The organism is Pseudomonas sp. TE36184 (assembly GCF_054060055.1).
Genome location: NZ_JBSSCU010000001.1, coordinates 3,461,982 through 3,482,542, shown reverse-complemented (window position 1 = coordinate 3,482,542; position 20,561 = coordinate 3,461,982). Strand labels below are relative to the sequence as shown.

Annotated in this window: 18 protein-coding genes, 1 other RNA gene and 1 pseudogene; 16 read left to right on the top strand and 4 right to left on the bottom strand. The window is 62.0% G+C overall.

Annotation, left to right across the window (positions count from 1 at the left end):
- Positions 1-124 precede the first annotated feature (124 nt).
- Together ACVWZP_RS15575 and ACVWZP_RS15570 are read left to right on the top strand one after the other, a co-directional pair.
- Positions 125-769, top strand: a complete 645-nt coding sequence (locus tag ACVWZP_RS15575; RefSeq protein ID WP_079442874.1) for an MBL fold metallo-hydrolase — start codon at positions 125-127, stop codon at positions 767-769.
- Positions 770-980: 211 nt separating this feature from the next.
- A complete protein-coding gene (locus tag ACVWZP_RS15570) occupies positions 981-1,754 on the top strand; it encodes an OmpA family protein (protein ID WP_457369915.1) in 774 nt (257 codons plus the stop codon).
- 69 nt (positions 1,755-1,823) lie between these two features.
- Here the strand turns inward: ACVWZP_RS15570 and ACVWZP_RS15565 are convergent, their stop codons facing one another.
- From ACVWZP_RS15565 to ACVWZP_RS15550, 4 genes are all read right to left on the bottom strand, one after another.
- Complete coding sequence (locus ACVWZP_RS15565; protein WP_017845939.1) at positions 1,824-2,405, bottom strand: BON domain-containing protein; 582 nt, start codon at positions 2,403-2,405, stop codon at positions 1,824-1,826.
- Positions 2,402-2,995 carry a phosphoheptose isomerase gene (locus ACVWZP_RS15560; RefSeq protein WP_003171862.1) on the bottom strand — a complete coding sequence of 198 codons (594 nt, stop codon included), beginning with the start codon at positions 2,993-2,995 and terminating at the stop codon, positions 2,402-2,404. The genes ACVWZP_RS15565 and ACVWZP_RS15560 overlap by 4 nt, the downstream gene beginning before the upstream one ends.
- A gap of 92 nt (positions 2,996-3,087) precedes the next feature.
- Positions 3,088-3,459: a YraN family protein gene (locus ACVWZP_RS15555; RefSeq protein WP_457369914.1), complete on the bottom strand. Its 372-nt coding sequence runs from the start codon at positions 3,457-3,459 to the stop codon at positions 3,088-3,090.
- The gene (locus ACVWZP_RS15550) at positions 3,459-5,270 is read right to left on the bottom strand and encodes a penicillin-binding protein activator (RefSeq protein ID WP_457369913.1); all 1,812 of its coding nucleotides are present in this window, start codon (positions 5,268-5,270) and stop codon (positions 3,459-3,461) included. The genes ACVWZP_RS15555 and ACVWZP_RS15550 overlap by 1 nt, the downstream gene beginning before the upstream one ends.
- Before the next feature lie 187 nt (positions 5,271-5,457).
- Here ACVWZP_RS15550 and rsmI point away from each other — a divergent pair, with 187 nt between their 5' ends.
- From rsmI to ACVWZP_RS15480, 14 genes and pseudogenes are all read left to right on the top strand, one after another.
- Entirely contained in the window at positions 5,458-6,363 is a 906-nt protein-coding gene (gene rsmI / locus ACVWZP_RS15545) for a 16S rRNA (cytidine(1402)-2'-O)-methyltransferase (RefSeq protein ID WP_162231502.1), read from the top strand.
- 96 nt (positions 6,364-6,459) lie between these two features.
- Positions 6,460-6,813: RNase P RNA component class A (gene rnpB, locus ACVWZP_RS15540), an RNA gene on the top strand.
- Positions 6,814-7,168: 355 nt separating this feature from the next.
- The gene (gene mraZ / locus ACVWZP_RS15535) at positions 7,169-7,624 is read left to right on the top strand and encodes a division/cell wall cluster transcriptional repressor MraZ (RefSeq protein ID WP_003171868.1); all 456 of its coding nucleotides are present in this window, start codon (positions 7,169-7,171) and stop codon (positions 7,622-7,624) included.
- Positions 7,621-8,568, top strand: a complete 948-nt coding sequence (gene rsmH, locus ACVWZP_RS15530; RefSeq protein ID WP_010213048.1) for a 16S rRNA (cytosine(1402)-N(4))-methyltransferase RsmH — start codon at positions 7,621-7,623, stop codon at positions 8,566-8,568. Before mraZ ends, rsmH begins: the two co-directional genes overlap by 4 nt.
- The gene (gene ftsL, locus ACVWZP_RS15525; protein ID WP_017845934.1) at positions 8,565-8,858 is read left to right on the top strand and encodes a cell division protein FtsL; all 294 of its coding nucleotides are present in this window, start codon (positions 8,565-8,567) and stop codon (positions 8,856-8,858) included. Before rsmH ends, ftsL begins: the two co-directional genes overlap by 4 nt.
- Complete coding sequence (locus ACVWZP_RS15520) at positions 8,858-10,600, top strand: peptidoglycan D,D-transpeptidase FtsI family protein (protein ID WP_197089084.1); 1,743 nt, start codon at positions 8,858-8,860, stop codon at positions 10,598-10,600. Before ftsL ends, ACVWZP_RS15520 begins: the two co-directional genes overlap by 1 nt.
- Positions 10,600-12,063, top strand: a complete 1,464-nt coding sequence (locus ACVWZP_RS15515) for a UDP-N-acetylmuramoyl-L-alanyl-D-glutamate--2,6-diaminopimelate ligase (protein WP_017845932.1) — start codon at positions 10,600-10,602, stop codon at positions 12,061-12,063. The genes ACVWZP_RS15520 and ACVWZP_RS15515 overlap by 1 nt, the downstream gene beginning before the upstream one ends.
- Entirely contained in the window at positions 12,056-13,426 is a 1,371-nt protein-coding gene (locus tag ACVWZP_RS15510; protein ID WP_169881199.1) for a UDP-N-acetylmuramoyl-tripeptide--D-alanyl-D-alanine ligase, read from the top strand. The genes ACVWZP_RS15515 and ACVWZP_RS15510 overlap by 8 nt, the downstream gene beginning before the upstream one ends.
- Entirely contained in the window at positions 13,426-14,508 is a 1,083-nt protein-coding gene (mraY, locus tag ACVWZP_RS15505) for a phospho-N-acetylmuramoyl-pentapeptide-transferase (protein WP_017845930.1), read from the top strand. Before ACVWZP_RS15510 ends, mraY begins: the two co-directional genes overlap by 1 nt.
- Positions 14,509-14,514: 6 nt before the next feature.
- Positions 14,515-15,862, top strand: a pseudogene (murD, locus tag ACVWZP_RS15500) (UDP-N-acetylmuramoyl-L-alanine--D-glutamate ligase).
- A complete protein-coding gene (gene ftsW / locus ACVWZP_RS15495; RefSeq protein WP_017845928.1) occupies positions 15,859-17,082 on the top strand; it encodes a putative lipid II flippase FtsW in 1,224 nt (407 codons plus the stop codon). The pseudogene murD and the gene ftsW overlap by 4 nt, the downstream one beginning before the upstream one ends.
- Positions 17,072-18,142 (top strand): undecaprenyldiphospho-muramoylpentapeptide beta-N-acetylglucosaminyltransferase, encoded by a 1,071-nt coding sequence (gene murG, locus ACVWZP_RS15490; protein ID WP_457369912.1) that lies wholly within the window; start codon positions 17,072-17,074, stop codon positions 18,140-18,142. The genes ftsW and murG overlap by 11 nt, the downstream gene beginning before the upstream one ends.
- Positions 18,135-19,595, top strand: a complete 1,461-nt coding sequence (gene murC / locus ACVWZP_RS15485; protein WP_046384651.1) for a UDP-N-acetylmuramate--L-alanine ligase — start codon at positions 18,135-18,137, stop codon at positions 19,593-19,595. Before murG ends, murC begins: the two co-directional genes overlap by 8 nt.
- On the top strand, positions 19,592-20,560 hold the full coding sequence (locus ACVWZP_RS15480; protein WP_017845925.1) for a D-alanine--D-alanine ligase: 969 nt from the start codon (positions 19,592-19,594) through the stop codon (positions 20,558-20,560). Before murC ends, ACVWZP_RS15480 begins: the two co-directional genes overlap by 4 nt.
- Position 20,561 lies beyond the last annotated feature (1 nt).

Genomic DNA, 20,561 nt, shown 5'->3' with positions numbered 1-20,561 from the left:
CCTGAGTCTGCTGGCGAGCTTGCTTGCGTTGAGGTGCGACGCCGCTCCAGTCTGGTTTAATAGTGCAATCATTCTGGCGACAGTCGCCCGGAAACCCTATGCCGTTTGCACGAGAGGACCGTTCATGGACACCGCAAAGCCGACCCTTATCCGCGAAACCTTCCCCGTCGGCCCTTTGCAGTGCAACTGCACCATCATCGGCGACCCCATCAGTAAACAAGCCATCGTGGTCGACCCCGGCGGCAATCACGAGCTGATCCTGGCGCGGCTCGAGGCGCTGGGCCTCAAGGTGGTGAGCATCATTCACACCCATGCTCACCTGGATCACTTCCTGGCGTCCGGCCAGTTGAAGGAGAAGACCGGCGCGACCCTGCATTTGCACAAGGCCGACCAGTTCCTCTGGGATAACCTGGAGATGCAGTGCCAGACGTTTGGCGTGCCCTATACGCCGGTGCCGTCGCCGGACCGTTGGCTGGCCGACGATGAAGAGCTGGCTTGCGGTTGCGGCGTCGCACTGCATACGCCGGGGCACACGCCGGGGTCGATGAGTTTCTGGTTTGCCGATGCCAAGCTGCTGATCGCCGGGGATACGTTGTTTCGCCGGGGCGTAGGCCGCACGGATTTGTGGGGCGGGGACCAAGCGGCGATTGTGCGCTCGATCAAGCAGCGCCTGTATACGCTGGATGAGGCGGCGACGGTGGTGACCGGTCACGGGCCGGAGACGCGACTCGGTGACGAGATGCGCGAGAACCCCTTTGTGCGCGCATGATTGCGACGTAGGCGGTCAAGCTCTGTAGCAAAAAACTCAGCGTGTGTTCAGCGTGCGTCTGCTACGGTTTGTGTCGCGACGATAGTCCTGCGTTTTTTGTTACAGGTTAAGATACGTCCACGGAATTTTTACCGTTTGTCGCGTTCAAAACCCGGCAAAGATCCATTGTCCATATCCTCTGCACCCAGAGTGCAAAAGTAGGAGCTTCTCCATGTTCACTCCGCGTCGTCTGCTCGTTGTCGCTACTGCCGTAGCCATGTTATCTGGCTGTGCTTCACCCAATCCGTATGACGGTAGCAGCCAGGGACAGGCGAGTAATGAATCCGGTGGCATGAGCAAGACCGTCAAGTACGGCGGCCTCGGCGCCCTGGCCGGTGCGTTGGCCGGTGCAGCCATCGACCATAACAACCGTGGCAAGGGCGCACTGATCGGTGCCGTCGTCGCGGGTGCAGGCGCTGCGGGTTATGGCTACTACGCCGACCAGCAGGAAAAGAAACTGCGCGAAAGCATGGCCAATACCGGGGTTGAAGTTCAGCGCCAGGGCGATCAGATCAAACTGATCATGCCGGGCAACATCACCTTCGCCACCAACTCGGACGCGATCTCCAGCAGCTTCTATACGCCGCTGAACAACCTGGCCAACTCGCTCAAGCAGTTCAGCCAGAACACCATCCAGATCGTGGGTTACACCGATAGCACCGGCAGCCGTCAGTTGAACATGGACCTGTCCCAGCGTCGTGCGCAGAGCGTGGCCAACTATCTGACCTCCCAAGGCGTCAGCGCTGCCAACCTGAGCGCTCGTGGTGCCGGTCCGGATAATCCGATCGCCAGCAACGCCGACGTCAACGGTCGCGCGCAGAACCGTCGTGTAGAAGTGAACCTGGGCCCAATCCCAGGCCAGCAGTATGGCCAGCCGGCCGCCCAGCAACAGGCGCCGCAGCAGAACAACCAGTTCCAGGGCAACCCGTACTCGCAATACCAGTAATCTGCAGCCAGTAAAAAGGGCGCCGTGCAATCAATGCACGGCGCCCTTTTTTTGTGGCCGTCGGTTACATCAATCGATGTACTCGAACACCTTCACGATCTTCTGTACGCCGGACACACCCTGTACCAAGTTCGCCGCACGGGTCGCTTCTGCCTGGGTCAGCAGGCCCATCAGGTAAACGATGCCGTTGTCGGTGACGACTTTGATGCGTGAACCGGGAATGGCGTTGTCGGTCAGCATCTGCGCCTTGATCTTGGTGGTCAGCAGCGCATCGTTGCTGATGGCCAGCAGGGTGATCGGGTCCATTACCTGCAATTCGTTGTGGACCTTCTTGACCCGCTGCACGGCCGAGGCGGCTTGTTCGGCCTGAGCCTTGAGTTCGGCACGTGGCGTTTGGCCGGCGAGCAGCACCACGCCGTTGAAGCTGGTCACGACGATGCGCGACGCGCCATTGCCCAGGTCCGTAGCGGCCTTGGCGACGTTGACCTCGACCTTGGTTTCGATCAACGAGTCGTCAATCTTGCTGCCGAAGGTGCGGGTGCCCTTGTCGTCCTGGATGGGGGTGTCACGTGTCGCGGTGATTGCCGTGCTGCAGCCGCTGATGCCGAGGCACAGCGCAATCGCCAATAGGCTGAGGCGTTTAACGGTCATTCTTCACTCCCGAACAGTTGGCTGTCGATCAGATCGCACAGGCAGTGGATCGTCAGCAGGTGGACTTCCTGAATACGTGCGGTGACATTGGCCGGGACGCGAATCTCCACGTCCTCGGGCAGCAACAGCGAGGCCATGCCGCCGCCGTCGCGGCCAGTCAATGCTACGACAATCATTTCGCGATCATGTGCGGCCTGGATCGCCTGAATAATATTCGCCGAGTTGCCGCTGGTGGAAATCGCCAGCAGCACGTCACCCGGTTGCCCCAGGGCGCGGATCTGTTTGGAGAAGATTTCGTTGTAGCTGTAGTCGTTGGCGATCGAGGTGATCGTCGACGAATCGGTGGTCAAGGCAATGGCCGGTAAGCTCGGACGCTCGCGCTCGAAGCGGTTGAGCAACTCGGACGAGAAATGCTGGGCATCGCCGGCCGAGCCGCCGTTGCCGCACGAAAGCATTTTGCCCTCGTTGAGCAAGGCATTGACCATGACCTGACTGGCTTGCTCGATGTGCGGTGCAAGTACGTCCATCGCCTGTTGCTTGGTGTCGATGCTGGCCTGGAAAAGCTGGCGAATTCGGGATTGCATGTCCATCTGTGTGACCTTAAGTAGCGCGGCTATTTGGCACAGGAATGTGCAGCCCGCAAAGCAAAGAGCAAAAGTATGTGGTGAAGATGTCCGGCGAATCAGCTGTCGAAGGCATCTTTGAGCCAGTTCAAATCAGCTTTGCCAGACGGTGTGCTTTCAATGGCAACCACATCGAAACGGCAGGGGGAGTCAGCCCAGCGATGCTCCTTGAGCAGGAAAAACTGCGCGGCGAGTATCAGCTTCTGACGCTTGCGCCCGTCGATACTGGCGAGCGCGCCACCCCATTGTGCGTGTTTTCTGTAGCGGACTTCGACGAATACTACTGTATCGCCGTCAAGCATGACCAGATCAAGCTCGCCGCGTTTACACAACCAGTTCTGCGCCAGAAGGCGCAGACCCTGTTGTCGAAGGTACTCAAGCGCTTGAATTTCGGCATCCTTGCCGCTTTGTGCGCTGGACCGCTCGGGCATCAGCGTGGGGTATCGGGCAGACGCTGGACCTCGCCGCCGACGAACTTCGCCCACGGCATCTGGCGGTCAACGCGCTGGTGGGCGCTGATGCCCAGGTTGCCCGAGAGGCCGTCAATGCGCGTATCCGGCAATGCCTTGAGTTGGCCCACGCGTGGCGCCAGGCGGTAGGCATCGACGCCCATCGCGTACAGGCGGCCAAGGCTGCCATTGGCTTGCGGCCATTGTGCAGCGACCTGGTTGCGCAGCGGGTCGGTGGTGTTGAGCAGCCAAGGGGTTTCGCAGAACATCACGTTGGTCATGTCCAGGTACTGGTTCTTGTCGCCGCTGGCGCTGAACACGTGAGACGTCGCATACACCGGCACGTCGCCAGCGTACTGGAAGTTCAGGGTCGGCTTGATCTGCTGGGCCAGTTGCGGGGTGACGGCCAGGAAGATGAACTCGATATCCTGGCGACGCGAAGGTTGTGCGGCGACGTCGGTGCCGACGGCGCTTTGCAGGCTCTTGGCACGGCCTTCGCTTTTACGCAGTTGGAACAGATCGGCAATCTGCTGGGCGAGGGCGACCGGCTGGTCGACGTACTCGACGCCGACAACGGTGCCGCCGTTGGCTTCCCAGTCCTGGCGGAAGGCCTTGTAGACACGCTCACCCCATTCGCCACGGGGCACCATCGCAGCGGCGCGGTGCAGGCCGTCGGCACGGGCGCGGCGCGAGACTTCGCGAGCTTCGTCTTCAGCCGCCAGGCCGAACTGGAACAACTGCGCCGGGTTTTGATCGGTCTCGCTGTAGTTCAACGCCAGGGTGGTAATCGGCAATTGCGGGCGCGCGCTGAGCTGTTTGACCAGCGGCTTTTCCAGCGGCCCGACGACCAATTGCACGCCGGCAGCCTTGGCCTTGGCGTAGAAGTCGTCGAGGGAGGTCAGGCGCGAGCTGTCATAGAACTCGATGACCGGCGGCTTCTGCCCGGCTTGTTCAGCCTGGTAATGCGCGGCCATGAAGCCTTCGCGCAGGGCCTTGGCCACGGTGGCCAGTGGACCCTCCTGCGGCAGTAGCAGGGCGATCTTGTTCAGCGGCTGGCTCGCCAGTTCCTTGAGTTTGGTCAGCGGCGTCGGCAGTTGCACGGCGGCCGGATGGCCCGGGTTCTGCGCGCGCCAGGTGTCAATGGCGGCTTGCTGTTGCTCCAGCGTGCCGGCGCCCTTGACCGCCTGGGCCAGGGTGATCCAGCCGTCGAGCGTCGGGTTGCCGCTGGCTTGCAGTTGTTCGGCCGGCAGTGCGGCAATCAGCGCCCAGATGGCTTCATGGTTGCTCTTGGCGGCGTCGCCGGTCAGCAGTGGCGCCATGGTCACGCGCTCGCGAGCGGCAGCCAGGGTCTGGCCGTCGGCTTCATAGGCGCGTGCATGTACGGTGCCGGTGCGGACCTGCTGTTCGGCCGGCAGCTCCTTCAGGTTCTGCAGGCTGGAGTGGTTCAACGCCGCCAGCGCGGCCTTGGGCTGGTTACGCGTCATGGCCAGTTCGGCGGCCAGGGTGTTGGCGAACACCTGCGCGGCGGGCTTGAGAACATCCAGCGGCACCTGCGCAAGAATCTGCGACGAGCGGCCAGCGTTGTTCTGGTGGTAGGCCATGTCGGCCGCGCTCAGGCGCAGCAACGCAGCTTTTTCGGGCGTGTTGGCGGTAGTCGCCTGTTCGAGCAGTTGCTCGATACTGGCATCCGGGGTCCGTGGCAGGTCGCCAAGGCGGGACGAGGGCGAGCTGGCACAGGCGCCCAGCAAGGCAGCGAGGCAGAGGGCGGAGAGCAGCCGCAGGCAAGGGATCATGTAAGTGTTCCTGATACCGATCAAATTAGCGTGGAATTGTACCCAAGCACTGGCCCAGGCGCGATGTTACTGGCGTGAAACCGTGAATTTAGGTGGTGCAAATGTTGCGTTTGGGTGGCTAGGGCCGACCGACGGCTGAAACGGCATCCATCTCGATGGCATATTTCCACGGCGTCGACGCGCTACAATGTGGCTTTTGCCAACCATCGAGGTGTGCGTTTTGACTGCTCCAGGTCCTTTGAATTCCACTGCAGGCTCGCTTTTTGTCGTGGCGACGCCCATTGGCAACCTGGACGACATCAGCGCCCGGGCGCTTAAAGTGTTGCGCGACGTTAAATTGATCGCTGCGGAAGACACTCGGCACTCCCAGCGCTTGATGCAGCATTTCGGCATCAGTACGCCATTGGCGGCCTGCCACGAACATAACGAGCGCGAAGAAGGCAGCCGTTTTATCACGCGCCTGCTGGCCGGTGACGATGTGGCGCTGATTTCCGATGCCGGTACCCCGCTGATTTCCGATCCCGGTTACCACCTGGTCCGTCAGGCGCGTGCCGCGGGTATCAATGTAGTGCCGGTTCCGGGCGCATGCGCGTTGATTGCGGCGTTATCCGCCGCGGGGTTGCCGTCGGATCGTTTCATCTTCGAAGGTTTCCTGCCGGCCAAGGCGGTGGGGCGTCGCGCACGTCTTCAGGCGCTTAAGGAAGAACCGCGCACGCTGATCTTCTATGAAGCCCCGCATCGTATTCTCGAATGCCTGCAGGACATGGAGCTGGTGTTCGGTGGCGAGCGCCTGGCGCTGCTGGCCCGCGAGTTGACCAAGACCTTCGAGACGCTCAAGGGGCTGCCGCTGGAAGAATTGCGCGCGTTTGTCGAAGGTGACAGCAATCAGCAGCGTGGCGAGTGCGTGGTGCTGGTGGCGGGTTGGACGGCGCCGGAAAATGAAGATGCCGTCGGTGGCGAAGCCATGCGCGTTCTGGATCTGCTGCTCAAGGAGATGCCCCTTAAGCGAGCGGCGGCGCTGGCAGCGGAAATCACCGGGGTGCGTAAAAATGTGTTGTATCAGGCCGCGCTGGATAAACAGAAAGCCGAATAGTTCCGGGGTTAAACCGGTATTCCGTCTGAACGTGATGGCATTGCTGCACTTTTAATACTTGTCCTAACTCCGTCGTGCCGTTAACCTGCGCGGCGGAGAGTCGATTGGACAGTCGCTGCCCTCTATGAAAATTAGGGGGGGGAGGAAAGTCCGGGCTCCATAGGGCGAAGTGCCAGGTAATGCCTGGGAGGCGTGAGCCTACGGAAAGTGCCACAGAAAATAACCGCCTAAGCACTTCGGTGCCGGTAAGGGTGAAAAGGTGCGGTAAGAGCGCACCGCACGTCTGGCAACAGTTCGTGGCTAGGTAAACCCCACTTGGAGCAAGACCAAATAGGGTCCCAAGGCGTGGCCCGCGCTGGGACCGGGTAGGTTGCTAAAGATGTCCAGTGATGGCCATCGTAGACGAATGACTGTTCAAGACAGAACCCGGCTTATAGATCGACTCTCCACCTTTTTTCCTTCTGTCCGAATCTCGTGCAGAAACCCGGTAGTAACGCAAGAATCCCTCCCTGCCAAATCATTGGCAGATGCATCTTGGTAATACCAAAAAAATCTTACTCTTAATAAATTACTTTAACTTTGAAGCATAGCTCTTTGAGCTATTTGTGCTTATTGAGCCAAAAATACCGCTGAACTCTGATTTCTCCTCCTCTTGCGCTCCTAAATCTCCGTTCTGTAAGGCTTTTCCTTGAATCCGCGCCTTGACGGTGTGGTGGGCGCATTCCTATAGTGTGCGCAAGTGGCGGAAAGTGGCACAAAGTGGGTTTTTTGAACGTAAAGCGCTAAAATTTGGAGAAACGCATCTGTGTTTCGCGGAGCTAACGCTATCAGTCTCGATGCAAAAGGCCGTCTCGCTATGCCGAGCCGGTATCGTGACGAGCTGATTTCGCGAAGTTCCGGGCAGTTAATCATCACGATTGATGCCGTTGACCCTTGTTTATGCGTTTACCCCCTCGATGAGTGGGAGTTGATTGAAACCAAACTGCGTGCCTTGCCTTCATTGCGTGAAGAAAACCGCCGTCTGCAGCGTTTGCTGATCGGTAATGCCGTCGACCTCGAACTCGATGGCAGTGGTCGTTTCCTGGTGCCTCCGCGTCTGCGCGAGTACGCCAAGCTCGACAAGCGCGCAATGCTGGTGGGCCAACTGAACAAGTTCCAATTGTGGGACGAAGATGCCTGGGATGCTGTTTCTGCAGCTGACCTGGCTGCTATTCAACAACCGGGCGCCATGCCTGATGAACTGCGTGATTTGATCTTGTGACTATTGATAGCGGCTTTAACCACATCACCGTACTGCTTGACGAAGCCGTTGAGGCTCTCGCCGTACGCGCGGATGGCTGCTATCTGGATGGTACCTTCGGCAGGGGCGGGCACAGCCGGTTGATACTCAGCCAGCTCGGGCCCGACGGTAAACTCCTCGGGTTCGACAAAGACCCCCAGGCGATTGCCACCGGGCAAGCGCTAGCGGCCGAAGACGGCCGCTTTGTCGTTGTACAACGCAGCTTTGCCGAGCTGGGTGCCGAAGTCGCCGAGCGCGGCATGGCAGGCAAGGTGGCCGGGGTTTTGCTCGACCTGGGCGTGTCCTCGCCGCAGCTCGATGACCCGGAGCGCGGTTTCAGTTTCATGAACGACGGCCCGCTGGATATGCGTATGGACCCCACCCGTGGTGTCAGTGCCGCCCAGTTCATCGCCACCGCGCCGGTGGAAGAAATCGCCCGTGTGTTCAAGGAATACGGCGAAGAACGCTTCGCCGGTCGCATGGCGCGCGCCGTGGTCGAGCGCCGCGAAATCCAGCCGTTCGAGCGCACCGCCGACCTGGCGGAAGTGCTGAAAGTCGCCAACCCTGCCTGGGAAAAGGGCAAGAACCCGGCGACCCGTGCGTTCCAGGGCCTGCGCATTCACGTCAACAATGAGTTGGGCGATCTGGAAGCCGGCCTCGAAGCCGCGCTGGAAGCCTTGGAAGTGGGCGGGCGCCTGGTGGTGATCAGCTTCCACTCCCTGGAAGACCGCATCGTCAAACTGTTCATGCGTCGCCTGGTCAAGGGTGAATCCGACAACCTGCCACGCAACCTGCCGGTGCGTTTCGAAGCCTTCGTGCCGAAAATCAAAATCCATGGCAAGGCGCAGTTCGCTTCCGAAGCTGAACTCAAGGCCAACCCACGCTCCCGTAGCGCCGTCATGCGCGTCGCGGAGAAGTTGCGGTGAGCAGGCTCTTCGCCAAGCCCCTCCCGGGCGGCAGCTTCTTTATGTTGCTGCTGTTTATCGGCGTGCTGGTGTCCGCGATTGCGGTGTCCTACAGCGCCCATTACAACCGCCAACTGCTCAATACCCTGTACGGCGAATTGAGTGTGCGTGATAAAGCGCAGGCGGAGTGGGGCCGGTTGATCCTCGAGCAAAGCACCTGGACCGCCCACAGCCGCATCGAAATACTGGCCACCGAACAGCTGAAGATGCACATCCCTGGCGCGGCCGAAGTTCGAATGGTGGCGCCATGATGAAACTCGAAGGCGCACTTTACCCGTGGCGCTTCCGCCTGATGCTTGGCTTGCTGGCCTTGATGGTCGGCGCCATCACCTGGCGGATCATCGACCTGCAGGTGGTCGACCGCGACTTCCTGATCGGCCAGGGCGATGCCCGTAGCCTGCGACATATTCCGATTCCTGCGCACCGCGGCCTGATCACCGACCGTAACGGTGAGCCCCTGGCCGTCAGTACGCCGGTGACCACGCTGTGGGCCAACGCCAAGGAATTGCAGGTAGCCAAGGACAAGTGGCCACAACTGGCTGCCGCGTTGGGTCAGGACCCGAAAGCCCTGGCCGAGCGCCTGGAAGCCCAGGCCAATAAAGAATTCATCTACCTGGTTCGCGGCCTCACCCCCGAACAGGGCCAGCAAGTGCTCGACCTCAAGGTCCCCGGTGTCTATGGCATCGAGGAATTCCGCCGTTTCTACCCGGCCGGTGAAACCACTGCGCACATGGTTGGCTTTACCGACATCGACGACCATGGTCGCGAAGGGGTTGAGCTGGCCTACGATGAATGGCTGGCCGGCGTGCCCGGCAAGCGACAGGTCATCAAGGATCGGCGCGGCAGACTGATCAAAGACGTCCAAGTCACCAAAAACGCCAAGGCCGGCAAGCCCTTGGCGTTGTCGATTGACCTGCGCCTGCAATACCTGGCCAACCGCGAGCTGCGTAACGCGATCATCGAGAACGGCGCGAAGGCCGGCAGCCTGGTGATCATGGACGTGAAGACCGGCGAGATCCTCGCCATGGTCAACCAGCCGACCTACAACCCGAACAACCGTCGCAACCTGCAACCGGCGATGATGCGCAACCGCGCGATGATCGACGTGTTCGAGCCGGGTTCGACCATGAAAGCCATCTCCATGAGTGCCGCCCTGGAAACCGGGCGCTGGAAGCCCAGCGACAAGGTCGAGGTCTACCCCGGCACCCTGCAGTTGGGCAAATACACCATTCGTGACGTGTCGCGTACCGAAGGCCCGGTGTTGGATCTGACAGGTATCCTGATCAACTCCAGTAACGTGGGCATGAGTAAGGTCGCCTTCGATATCGGCGGCGAAACCATCTACCACCTGGCGCAAAAGATCGGCCTTGGCCAACCCACCGGCCTGGACTTTCCGGGTGAGCGCGTGGGCAACCTGCCGAACTACCGCGACTGGAAAAAAGCCGAGACCGCCACGCTGTCCTACGGCTATGGCCTGTCGGTGACCGCGATCCAGCTGGCCCACGCTTTCTCTGTATTGGCCAATAACGGTCGGATGGTTCCGTTGAGCCTGATCCACGTCGACGAAGCGCCGAAAGCGACCCAGGTGATTCCGGAAAACGTCGCTAAGACCATGCAAGGCATGCTGCAACAAGTGATCGAAGCACCGCGCGGCGTATTCCGCGCCCAGGTGCCGGCGTATCACGTGGCCGGCAAGTCGGGTACTGCGCGTAAGACCTCGGTCGGCACCAAAGGCTATGCCGAGAACTCCTATCGCTCGCTGTTCGCCGGTTTCGGCCCGATGAGCGACCCACGCTATGCCATCGTCGTCGTGATCGATGAACCGAGTAAAGCGGGCTACTTCGGTGGCCTGGTGTCGGCGCCGGTGTTCAGCAAAGTGATGTCCGGCACCCTGCGCCTGATGAACATCACGCCGGACAACCTGCCGCCGACCCAACAAGCGAACGCCGGACCACCGGCCGCCGCGGTAAAAGCCAATGGAGGGCGCGGCTGATGTCTCTTAGCCTGAACAAGATTTTTGCCCATGCCGGTCGCGATCTGCTGATCCGCGAGCTGACGCTGGACAGTCGTAATGTACGCGCCGGGGACCTGTTCCTGGCGGTGCCTGGCGGTAAATACGATGGCCGCGCGCACATCGCCGATGCCCTGCAACGCGGCGCCGCCGCCGTGGCGTATGAAGTGGACGGTGCCACCGTGCTGCCGATCACCGACGTGCCGTTGATTCCCGTCAAGGGCCTGGCCGCGCAACTGTCGGACATCGCCGGGCGTTTCTACGGCGATCCGAGCCGCCACCTGAACCTGATTGGCGTGACCGGCACCAACGGCAAGACCAGCGTGACCCAACTGGTCGCCCAGGCGCTTGACCTGTTGGGCCAGCACTGCGGCATCGTCGGCACCCTGGGCACCGGTTTCTATGGCGCGCTGCAAAGCGGCCTACACACCACGCCGAACCCGATCGCCGTGCAAGCGACCCTGGCCGACCTGAAAAAGGCCGGTGCCAAGGCGGTTGCCATGGAAGTGTCGTCCCACGGTTTGCACCAGGGCCGCGTTGCTGCGCTGGCTTTCGATGTGGCGGTGATGACCAACCTGTCCCGCGATCACCTGGACTACCACGGCACCATGCAAGCCTACGCCGCCGAGAAGGCCAAGCTGTTTGCCTGGAACGACCTGAAGTGCCGCGTGGTGAACCTGGATGACGCGTTCGGCCGCGAGCTGGCTGCCCAAGACAGCGAAGCGCGCCTGATCAGCTACAGCCTGGAAGACTCCCGCGCCTATCTGTATTGCCGCGAAGCCCAATTCAATGACGAGGGCGTGCGCGCCACGTTGGTGACGCCGCAGGGCGAGCACCATTTGCGCAGCACCTTGCTGGGTCGTTTCAACCTGAGCAACGTCCTCGCGGCGATCGGTGCGCTACTCGGCCTGGATTACGCGCTCGATGAAATCCTGCGCGTGCTGCCGAAGCTGGAAGGCCCGGCCGGTCGCATGCAACGTCTGGGCGGCGGTTCGCAGCCGCTGGTGGTGGTCGATTACGCCCACACCCCGGACGCACTGGAAAAAGTCCTGCTGGCCCTGCGCCCACACGCCAAGGGCAAGTTGCTGTGCCTGTTCGGCTGTGGCGGTGATCGCGACCGCGGCAAGCGTCCATTGATGGCCGAGATTGTCGAGCGTCTGGCCGATGGCGTGCTGGTCACCGACGACAACCCGCGCAGCGAAGACCCGAGCCAGATTTTCGACGACATCCGCGTCGGCTTCAAAGACCCATCCAAAGCCAGTTTCATTGCCGGTCGCGGCGCGGCCATTGCCCAATTGATCGCCAGCGCCAGCGTCGACGATGTCGTGGTACTGGCTGGTAAAGGTCACGAGGACTACCAGGAAATCAACGGCGAGCGCCACGCTTTCTCCGATCTGGTCGAGGCCGATCATGCCTTGACCGCCTGGGAGGTCGCCCATGCTTAAAGCGATGAAATTCAGCGAGCTGACCCAGGCCCTCTCGGCGCGCATGCTGTCGGGTGATTGCAGTTTCAATGGCGTCAGTATCGATAGCCGTGCGATCAAGCCGGGCCAACTGTTTGTTGCCCTGGCCGGTCCGCGTTTCGACGGCCATGACTACCTGAATGAGGTCGCCGCCAAAGGCGCGGTCGGTGCCCTGGTGCAACGCGAAGTGGCGGACTCCACCCTGCCGCAATTGCTGGTGGCCGACACGCGCCTGGCCTTGGGCCAACTGGGTGCGCTGAACCGTGCGGCGTTCACCAAGCCGGTGGCCGCGATCACCGGCTCCAGCGGCAAGACCACGGTCAAGGAACTGCTCGCCGGTGTCCTGCGCACGCGCGGGCCGGTGCTGGCCACCCGTGGCAACCTGAACAACGATTTCGGCGCACCGCTGACCCTGCTCGAACTGGCCCCGGAACACACGGCGGCCGTGATCGAGCTGGGCGCTTCGCGTATTGGCGAAATTGCCTACACCGTGGCGCTGACCAAGCCTCACGTGGCAATTATCAACAACGCCGGGACCGCCCACGTCGGCGAGTTCGGCGGCCCGGAAAAAATCGTCGAAGCCAAGGGCGAAATCCTCGAAGGCCTCGATGCCTCGGGCATAGCTGTGTTGAATCTTGACGACAAGGCCTTCGAGACCTGGCGTGTACGCGCCGCCGGTCGCAAGGTGCTGACGTTCGCCGTGCTGAATGCTGCGGCCGATTTCCACGCGTCGAACATCGCGGTCGACGCCCGTGGTTGCCCGTCCTTTACCTTGCATTCGCCGCAAGGCGAGCAGCATGTGCAGTTGAACCTGCTGGGCAACCATAACATCGCCAATGCCTTGGCGGCCGCGGCTGCGGCTTACGCCCTGGGCGTGTCGCTGTTTGGCATCGCCACCGGCCTGGGCGCGGTGCAACCGGTCAAGGGCCGTACCGTCGCGCAATTGGCCAGCAATGGCATGCGCGTGATCGATGACACTTACAACGCCAACCAGTCCTCGGTCTGCGCCGCCATCGACCTGCTCAAGGGTTTCGATGGGCGCAAGGTGCTGGTGCTGGGTGATATCGCCGAACTGGGCGATTGGGCCGAACAGTCCCATCGGGAAGTCGGCGCTTACGCCAACGGCAAAGTCGACGCGCTCTACGCCGTCGGCCCGAACATGGCTCATGCCGTCAATGCCTTCGGCCCCGGTGCGCGGCATTTCGCCACCCAGGCCGAGTTGATCCAGGCGCTGCGTGCGGGCGAACAAGACAAACACACAACCATTTTGATCAAGGGATCGCGCAGCGCGGTGATGGAAAACGTCGTCGTGGCCTTGTGTGGCTCAAGTACGGAGAAACATTAATGCTGCTGCTGCTGGCTGAGTATCTGCAACAGTTCCACAAAGGCTTCGCGGTCTTCCAGTACCTGACCCTGCGCGGGATTCTGGGCGTGCTGACCGCGCTGTCTCTGTCGCTGTTCCTGGGGCCGTGGATGATCCGCACCCTGCAGAGCCTGCAAATTGGTCAATCGGTTCGCAATGACGGCCCGCAGTCGCACCTGTCCAAATCCGGCACCCCGACCATGGGCGGCGCGCTGATTCTGTCGTCCATCGGCATCAGCACCTTGCTCTGGGCCGACCTGTACAACCGCTACGTTTGGGTGGTGCTGCTGGTGACCTTGTTGTTCGGCGCCATCGGCTGGGTCGATGACTATCGCAAAGTGATCGAGAAAAACTCCAAGGGGCTGCCAAGCCGCTGGAAGTATTTCTGGCAGTCGGTGTTCGGCCTGGCCGCCGCGATCTTCCTCTACATGACGGCTCCAAGCGCGGTCGAGACCACCTTGATCATCCCGATGCTCAAGGATGCGAGCATTCCGCTGGGCATCGGCTTCGTGGTGCTGACCTACTTCGTCATCGTCGGCTCCAGCAACGCGGTGAACCTGACCGACGGCCTCGACGGCCTGGCGATCATGCCGACGGTGATGGTAGGCGGCGCACTGGGCATCTTCTGCTACCTGTCGGGTAACGTGAAATTCGCTGAATACCTGCTGATCCCGTATGTGCCGGGCGCCGGTGAACTGATCGTGTTCTGCGGCGCGCTGATCGGTGCCGGGCTGGGCTTCCTGTGGTTCAACACCTATCCCGCGCAAGTGTTCATGGGCGATGTCGGCGCACTGGCGCTGGGCGCGGCCCTGGGCACCATCGCGGTGATCGTTCGCCAGGAAATCGTGCTGTTCATCATGGGCGGTGTGTTCGTGATGGAAACCCTGTCGGTGGTCATCCAGGTGGCTTCCTTCAAATTGACCGGGCGCCGCGTGTTCCGCATGGCGCCGATCCACCACCACTTTGAACTCAAGGGCTGGCCTGAGCCGCGTGTGATTGTCCGATTCTGGATCATCACCGTGATTCTCGTGCTGGTCGGTCTTGCCACCCTGAAACTGAGGTAGAAACGAGTGTCCCTGATCGCTTCAGACCACTTCCGCATCGTTGTCGGCCTCGGCAAGAGCGGCATGTCCCTGGTTCGCTTCCTGGCGAACCAGGGCACGTCGTTTGCCGTCGCCGATACGCGGGAAAATCCACCGGAGCTGGTCACGCTGCGCCGTGACTACCCGCACGTGGAAGTGCGTTGTGGCGAGTTGGATGTCGAGTTTCTGTGCCGTGCCGACGAGCTCTACGTGAGCCCCGGCCTGGCCCTGGCGACACCGGCCCTGCAAGCCGCAGCGGCGCGTGGCGTGAAGCTGTCCGGCGATATCGACCTGTTCGCGCGCAACGCGAAGGCGCCGATCATCGCGATCAGCGGTTCCAACGCGAAAAGCACCGTGACCACCCTGGTCGGCGAGATGGCGGCTGCGGCCGGCAAGCGCGTGGCCGTGGGCGGCAACCTCGGCACCCCGGCGCTGGACCTGCTCAGCGACGACGTCGAGCTGTACGTGATGGAACTGTCGAGCTTCCAGCTGGAAACCACCCACGACCTGGGCGCTGAAGTGGCCACCGTATTGAACGTCAGCGAAGACCACATGGACCGCTACAGCGGCCTGCCGGCCTATCACCTGGCCAAGCACCGGATCTTCCGCGGCGCCAAACAAGTGGTGGTCAACCGCCAGGATGCCCTGAGCCGTCCGCTGATGGGTGAAGGCCTGCCGTGCTGGACCTTCGGCCTGGGCAAACCCGACTTCAAGGCCTTCGGTATCCGTGAAGAGAACGGCGAGAAATACCTGGCCTTCGAATTCCAGAACCTGATGCCGGTGCGCGAGCTGAAAATCCGTGGCGCCCACAACCAATCCAATGCCCTCGCGGCCTTGGCGCTGGGGCATGCCGTGGGCTTGCCGTTCGACGCCATGCTCGCGAGCCTGCGCACCTTCGGCGGCCTCGAGCATCGCTGCCAGTGGGTCCGCGACCTGAATGGCGTCAGCTATTACAACGACTCCAAGGCCACCAACGTCGGTGCGGCCCTGGCCGCCATCGAAGGCCTGGGGGCCGATATCGACGGCAAGCTGCTGCTGATCGCCGGTGGCGACGGCAAAGGCGCCGACTTCAAGGACCTCAAGGGGCCGGTGGCCGCCCATTGCCGCGCCGGTGGTGCTGATGGGCCGCGATGCCGACTTGATCGCCGCCGCCCTCGGTGATGCGGTGCCGCAAGTGCGCGCCAGCTCCCTCGACGACGCGATTGCCCAGTGCAAAGCCCTGGCCCAGCCGGGTGATGCGGTGCTGCTGTCGCCGGCGTGCGCCAGTTTCGACATGTTCAAGAACTACGAAGAGCGCGGCCAGCTGTTCGCCCGCGCCGTGGAGGCCTTGGCATGAATCTCAACCTCCGTAACATCATCAAGCCGTACCCGTCGCCGATCATTACCGGGCGCGGCATCGACCTCGACTTCCCGATGCTCGCCGGTTGCCTGGCTTTGCTGGGCCTTGGGCTGGTGATGATCACGTCGGCGTCCTCCGAAGTGGCGGCCGTGCAGTCGGGCAACACCCTGTACATGATGATCCGTCACCTGGTGTACCTAGTGATCGGCCTCGGCGCGTGCATCGTCACCATGATGATCCCCATCGCCACCTGGCAGCGTCTGGGCTGGCTGATGCTGATCGGTGCGTTTGGCTTGCTGATCATGGTGATCCTGCCCGGCATCGGCCGCGAGGTGAACGGTTCGATGCGCTGGATCGGCTTCGGTGCGTTCAACGTGCAGCCGTCGGAAATCGCCAAGGTGTTCGTGGTGATCTACCTCGCCGGCTACCTGGTGCGGCGTCAGAAAGAAGTGCGTGAAAGCTGGATGGGCTTCTTCAAGCCGTTCATCGTGCTGCTGCCCATGGCCGGCCTGTTGCTGATGGAACCCGACTTCGGGGCCACCGTCGTGATGATGGGCGCCGCTGCGGCGATGCTGTTCCTCGGCGGGGTCGGGCTGTTCCGCTTCACCTTGATGGTGGTGCTGGCGGTGGCTGCCGTGACCGTGCTGGTGCAGGCGCAACCTTATCGGATGGCCCGTCTGATCACCTTTACCGACCCGTGGTCCGACCAGTTCGGCTCCGGCTATCAGTTGACCCAGGCGCTGATCGCCTTCGGTCGCGGCGAGTGGCTGGGCGTGGGCCTGGGCAACAGCGTGCAGAAACAATTCTACCTGCCGGAAGCGCACACCGACTTCGTGTTCTCGGTGCTCGCCGAAGAGCTGGGCGTGGTCGGTTCGCTGTGTACCGTCGCGCTGTTCGTGTTCGTGTGTGTGCGCGGCATGTACATCGGCTTGTGGGCCGAGAAGGCCAAACAGTATTTCGCTGCGTATGTGGCGTATGGCTTGTCGTTCCTGTGGATCGGCCAGTTCCTGATCAATATCGGCGTGAACGTCGGCCTGCTGCCGACCAAGGGCCTGACCTTGCCGTTCCTCAGTTACGGCGGCAGTTCGTTGGTGATCTGCTGTGCCTGTCTTGGCTTGTTGCTGCGCATCGAGTGGGAGAGTCGAACCCACCTGGGCAGCGAAGAGATGGAGTTCAGCGAAAGCGACTTCGCCGAGGAGCCGACCCATGGGCGCTAACGTGCTGATCATGGCGGGCGGCACCGGGGGCCATGTGTTCCCGGCCCTGGCCTGTGCGCGCGAATTCCAGAGCCGTGGCTACAGCGTGCATTGGCTGGGAACGCCGCGTGGTATCGAAAACGAACTGGTGCCGAGCGCCGGCTTGCCGCTGCATTTGATCAACGTCACCGGCCTGCGCGGCAAGGGCAAGCTGTCGCTGCTCAAGGCACCGTTCGTGTTGCTCAAGGCGGTGTGGCAGGCGCGCAAGGTCATCCGTGAATTGCGGCCGGTGTGTGTGCTCGGTTTCGGCGGTTACGTGACCGGCCCCGGCGGCGTCGCGGCCAGGCTCGCGGGCGTGCCGGTGATCGTGCATGAGCAGAACGCGGTCGCCGGCACCGCCAACCGCTTGCTGGTGCCGCTGGCGGCGCGGGTGTGCGAAGCGTTCCCGAATACCTTCGGCGCCTCGGACAAACGCCGCACCACCGGCAACCCGGTACGCACCGAGCTGTTTATGGACATTGCCCGGCAGCCCTTGGCCGGGCGCAAGGCGCACCTGCTGATCCTGGGCGGGAGCCTGGGCGCCGAGCCGCTGAATAAATTGCTGCCGCAAGCGCTGGCGCAACTGCCTGTGGACGTGCGCCCGCAGGTCTTTCACCAGGCCGGCAAGAACCACGATGAAGTCACCGCCACGCGTTATCGCGAGGCCGGTGTCGAGGCTGATGTGCAGCCCTTCATCAAAGACATGGCCCAAGCCTATGGCTGGGCCGACCTGGTGGTCTGTCGCGCTGGTGCGCTGACCGTCAGTGAACTGGCCGCCGCCGGTCTGCCGTCCTTGCTGGTGCCTTTGCCCCATGCGATCGACGATCACCAGACCCGCAACGCCGAATATTTGGCCGGGGAGGGCGCTGCCTTCCTACTGCCGCAAAGAACGACTGGCGCCGCCGATTTGGCCGCACGCCTGACCGAGGTTTTGATGCAACCGGAACGACTCAACAACATGGCGAGCACCGCACGCCGCCTGGCCAAACCTGACGCAACCCGCACCGTGGTCGATATCTGCCTGGAGGTGGCCCATGGTTGAGAATCAGAAAGCCATGCCGCAACCGGAAATGCGCCGCATCCGTCGTATCCACTTCGTCGGGATCGGCGGCGTGGGCATGTGTGGCATTGCCGAAGTATTGTTGAACCTGGGCTACCAGGTGTCCGGCTCCGACTTGAAAGAGTCGCCGGTCACCGAGCGCCTGAAGTCCTTCGGCGCGAAAATCTTCATCGGCCACCGCGCCGAGAACGCCGTCGAGGCCGACGTGCTGGTGGTGTCCAGCGCCGTGAACACCTCCAACCCGGAAGTCGCCAGCGCCCTTGAGCGTCGCATTCCCGTGGTGCCCCGCGCCGAGATGCTGGCCGAGCTGATGCGCTACCGCCATGGCATTGCTGTCGCCGGTACCCACGGCAAGACCACCACCACCAGCCTGATCGCCTCGGTGTTCGCCGCCGGTGGCCTGGACCCGACTTTCGTGATCGGTGGCCGCCTGAATGCAGCTGGCACCAATGCACAACTGGGCACCAGCCGCTACCTGATCGCCGAAGCCGACGAAAGCGATGCCAGCTTCCTGCACCTGCAACCGCTGGTGGCCGTGGTCACCAACATCGACGCCGACCACATGGCGACCTACGACGGCGACTTCAACAAGTTGAAGAAAACCTTCGTCGAGTTCCTGCATAACCTGCCGTTCTACGGTTTGGCAGTGGTGTGCCTGGATGACCCGGTGGTGCGCGAGATCCTGCCGCTGGTCAAGCGTCCGACCGTGACCTACGGCTTCAGCGAAGACGCCGACGTGCGTGCGATCAATGTGCGCCAGCAAGGCATGCAGACATTCTTCACCGTGCTGCGCCCGGACCGCGAACCGCTGGACGTGTCGGTGAACATGCCGGGCAACCACAACGTGCTCAATTCCCTGGCGACCATCTGCATTGCCTCCGATGAAGGCGTCAGCGATGAAGCCATTGTCGAGGGCCTGTCGGGCTTTGCCGGCGTGGGCCGGCGCTTCCAGGTCTACGGGCAACTGCCGGTGGAAGGTGGCGAGGTGATGCTGGTGGACGACTACGGTCACCACCCGACCGAAGTCGCCGCCGTGATCAAGGCCGTGCGCGGTGGTTGGCCGGAGCGTCGCCTGGTGATGGTCTACCAGCCGCACCGCTACAGCCGCACCCGCGACCTGTATGACGATTTCGTCAATGTACTGGCCGATGCCAACGTGCTGCTGCTGATGGAAGTCTACCCGGCCGGTGAAGAACCGATCCCCGGGGCGGACAGCCGCAAACTGTGCAACAGCATCCGTCAGCGTGGCCAGTTGGACCCGATCTACATCGAGCGCGGTGTGGACCTGGCGCCGATCGTCAAGCCGCTGCTGCGCGCCGGCGACATCCTGTTGTGCCAGGGTGCCGGTGATATCGGCGGTCTTGCGCCTAAATTGCTGGCGAGCCCCTTGTTTGTAAACAAAGCACTTGCTGCTGAACAGGGGAAGTCGAAATGACCACGAACTACGCCTCCCTGTTCTCCACCATCGCCCCTGCCGACTTCGGCCGCGTGGCCGTGCTGTTCGGCGGTAAGAGCGCTGAGCGTGAAGTGTCGCTCAAGTCCGGCAACGCCGTGCTCGAAGCACTGCAAAGCGCGGGCGTGAATGCGTTCGGGATCGACGTGGGTGACGACTTCCTCGCACGCCTGCAGGCCGAGAAGATCGACCGCGCCTTCATCATCCTGCACGGCCGTGGTGGTGAAGACGGCAGCATGCAAGGCCTGCTGGAGTGCGCCGGGATTCCTTACACCGGCAGCGGCATCCTCGCCTCGGCGCTGGCCATGGACAAGTTGCGCACCAAGCAGGTGTGGCACAGCCTGGGAATTCCTACCCCGCGTCACAGTGTGCTGTGCAGCGAAGACGATTGTATTTCTGCAGCCAAGGAACTGGGCCTGCCTTTGATCGTCAAACCTGCCCATGAAGGCTCCAGTATCGGCATGGCTAAAGTGAACTCGGCCGCCGAATTGATCGACGCATGGAAAGCGGCAAGTACCTACGATTCGCAAGTGTTGGTGGAACAGTGGATCCAAGGTCCCGAGTACACCATCGCCACCCTGCGTGGGCAGGTATTGCCGCCCATCGCCTTGGGCACGCCCCACACCTTTTACGATTACGACGCCAAGTACCTGGCTTCCGATACCCAGTACCGGATCCCCTGCGGCCTTGACGCAAGCAAAGAACAGGAATTGATGGACCTCACGGCGAAAGCCTGTGAGGCGCTGGGTATCGCCGGTTGGGCGCGGGCAGACGTGATGCAGGACGACCAAGGGAATTTCTGGTTCCTGGAAGTCAACACCGCACCGGGCATGACCGACCACAGCCTGGTCCCTATGGCCGCGCGCGCAGCCGGCCTGGATTTCCAGCAGTTGGTGCTGGCGATCCTGGCGGCCAGCGTTGCCGGTGAAGAAAGGCAGCGAGGCTAAG

Excerpts from the sequence above, each read along its gene's own strand:
- ACVWZP_RS15515 (WP_017845932.1), top strand. The coding sequence starts at position 10,600 with ATGTCTCTTAGCCTGAACAAGATTTTTGCCCATGCCGGTCGCGATCTG.
- ACVWZP_RS15510 (WP_169881199.1), top strand. The coding sequence starts at position 12,056 with ATGCTTAAAGCGATGAAATTCAGCGAGCTGACCCAGGCCCTCTCGGCG.
- murG (WP_457369912.1), top strand. The coding sequence starts at position 17,072 with ATGGGCGCTAACGTGCTGATCATGGCGGGCGGCACCGGGGGCCATGTG.
- rsmI (WP_162231502.1), top strand. The coding sequence starts at position 5,458 with ATGTGGCTTTTGCCAACCATCGAGGTGTGCGTTTTGACTGCTCCAGGT.
- ACVWZP_RS15570 (WP_457369915.1), top strand. The coding sequence starts at position 981 with ATGTTCACTCCGCGTCGTCTGCTCGTTGTCGCTACTGCCGTAGCCATG.
- mraY (WP_017845930.1), top strand. The coding sequence starts at position 13,426 with ATGCTGCTGCTGCTGGCTGAGTATCTGCAACAGTTCCACAAAGGCTTC.
- ACVWZP_RS15565 (WP_017845939.1), bottom strand. The coding sequence starts at position 2,405 with ATGACCGTTAAACGCCTCAGCCTATTGGCGATTGCGCTGTGCCTCGGC.
- ACVWZP_RS15555 (WP_457369914.1), bottom strand. The coding sequence starts at position 3,459 with ATGCCCGAGCGGTCCAGCGCACAAAGCGGCAAGGATGCCGAAATTCAA.
- ACVWZP_RS15520 (WP_197089084.1), top strand. The coding sequence starts at position 8,858 with ATGAAACTCGAAGGCGCACTTTACCCGTGGCGCTTCCGCCTGATGCTT.
- ACVWZP_RS15560 (WP_003171862.1), bottom strand. The coding sequence starts at position 2,995 with ATGGACATGCAATCCCGAATTCGCCAGCTTTTCCAGGCCAGCATCGAC.
- ACVWZP_RS15575 (WP_079442874.1), top strand. The coding sequence starts at position 125 with ATGGACACCGCAAAGCCGACCCTTATCCGCGAAACCTTCCCCGTCGGC.
- ACVWZP_RS15480 (WP_017845925.1), top strand. The coding sequence starts at position 19,592 with ATGACCACGAACTACGCCTCCCTGTTCTCCACCATCGCCCCTGCCGAC.
- ACVWZP_RS15550 (WP_457369913.1), bottom strand. The coding sequence starts at position 5,270 with ATGATCCCTTGCCTGCGGCTGCTCTCCGCCCTCTGCCTCGCTGCCTTG.
- murC (WP_046384651.1), top strand. The coding sequence starts at position 18,135 with ATGGTTGAGAATCAGAAAGCCATGCCGCAACCGGAAATGCGCCGCATC.
- ftsW (WP_017845928.1), top strand. The coding sequence starts at position 15,859 with ATGAATCTCAACCTCCGTAACATCATCAAGCCGTACCCGTCGCCGATC.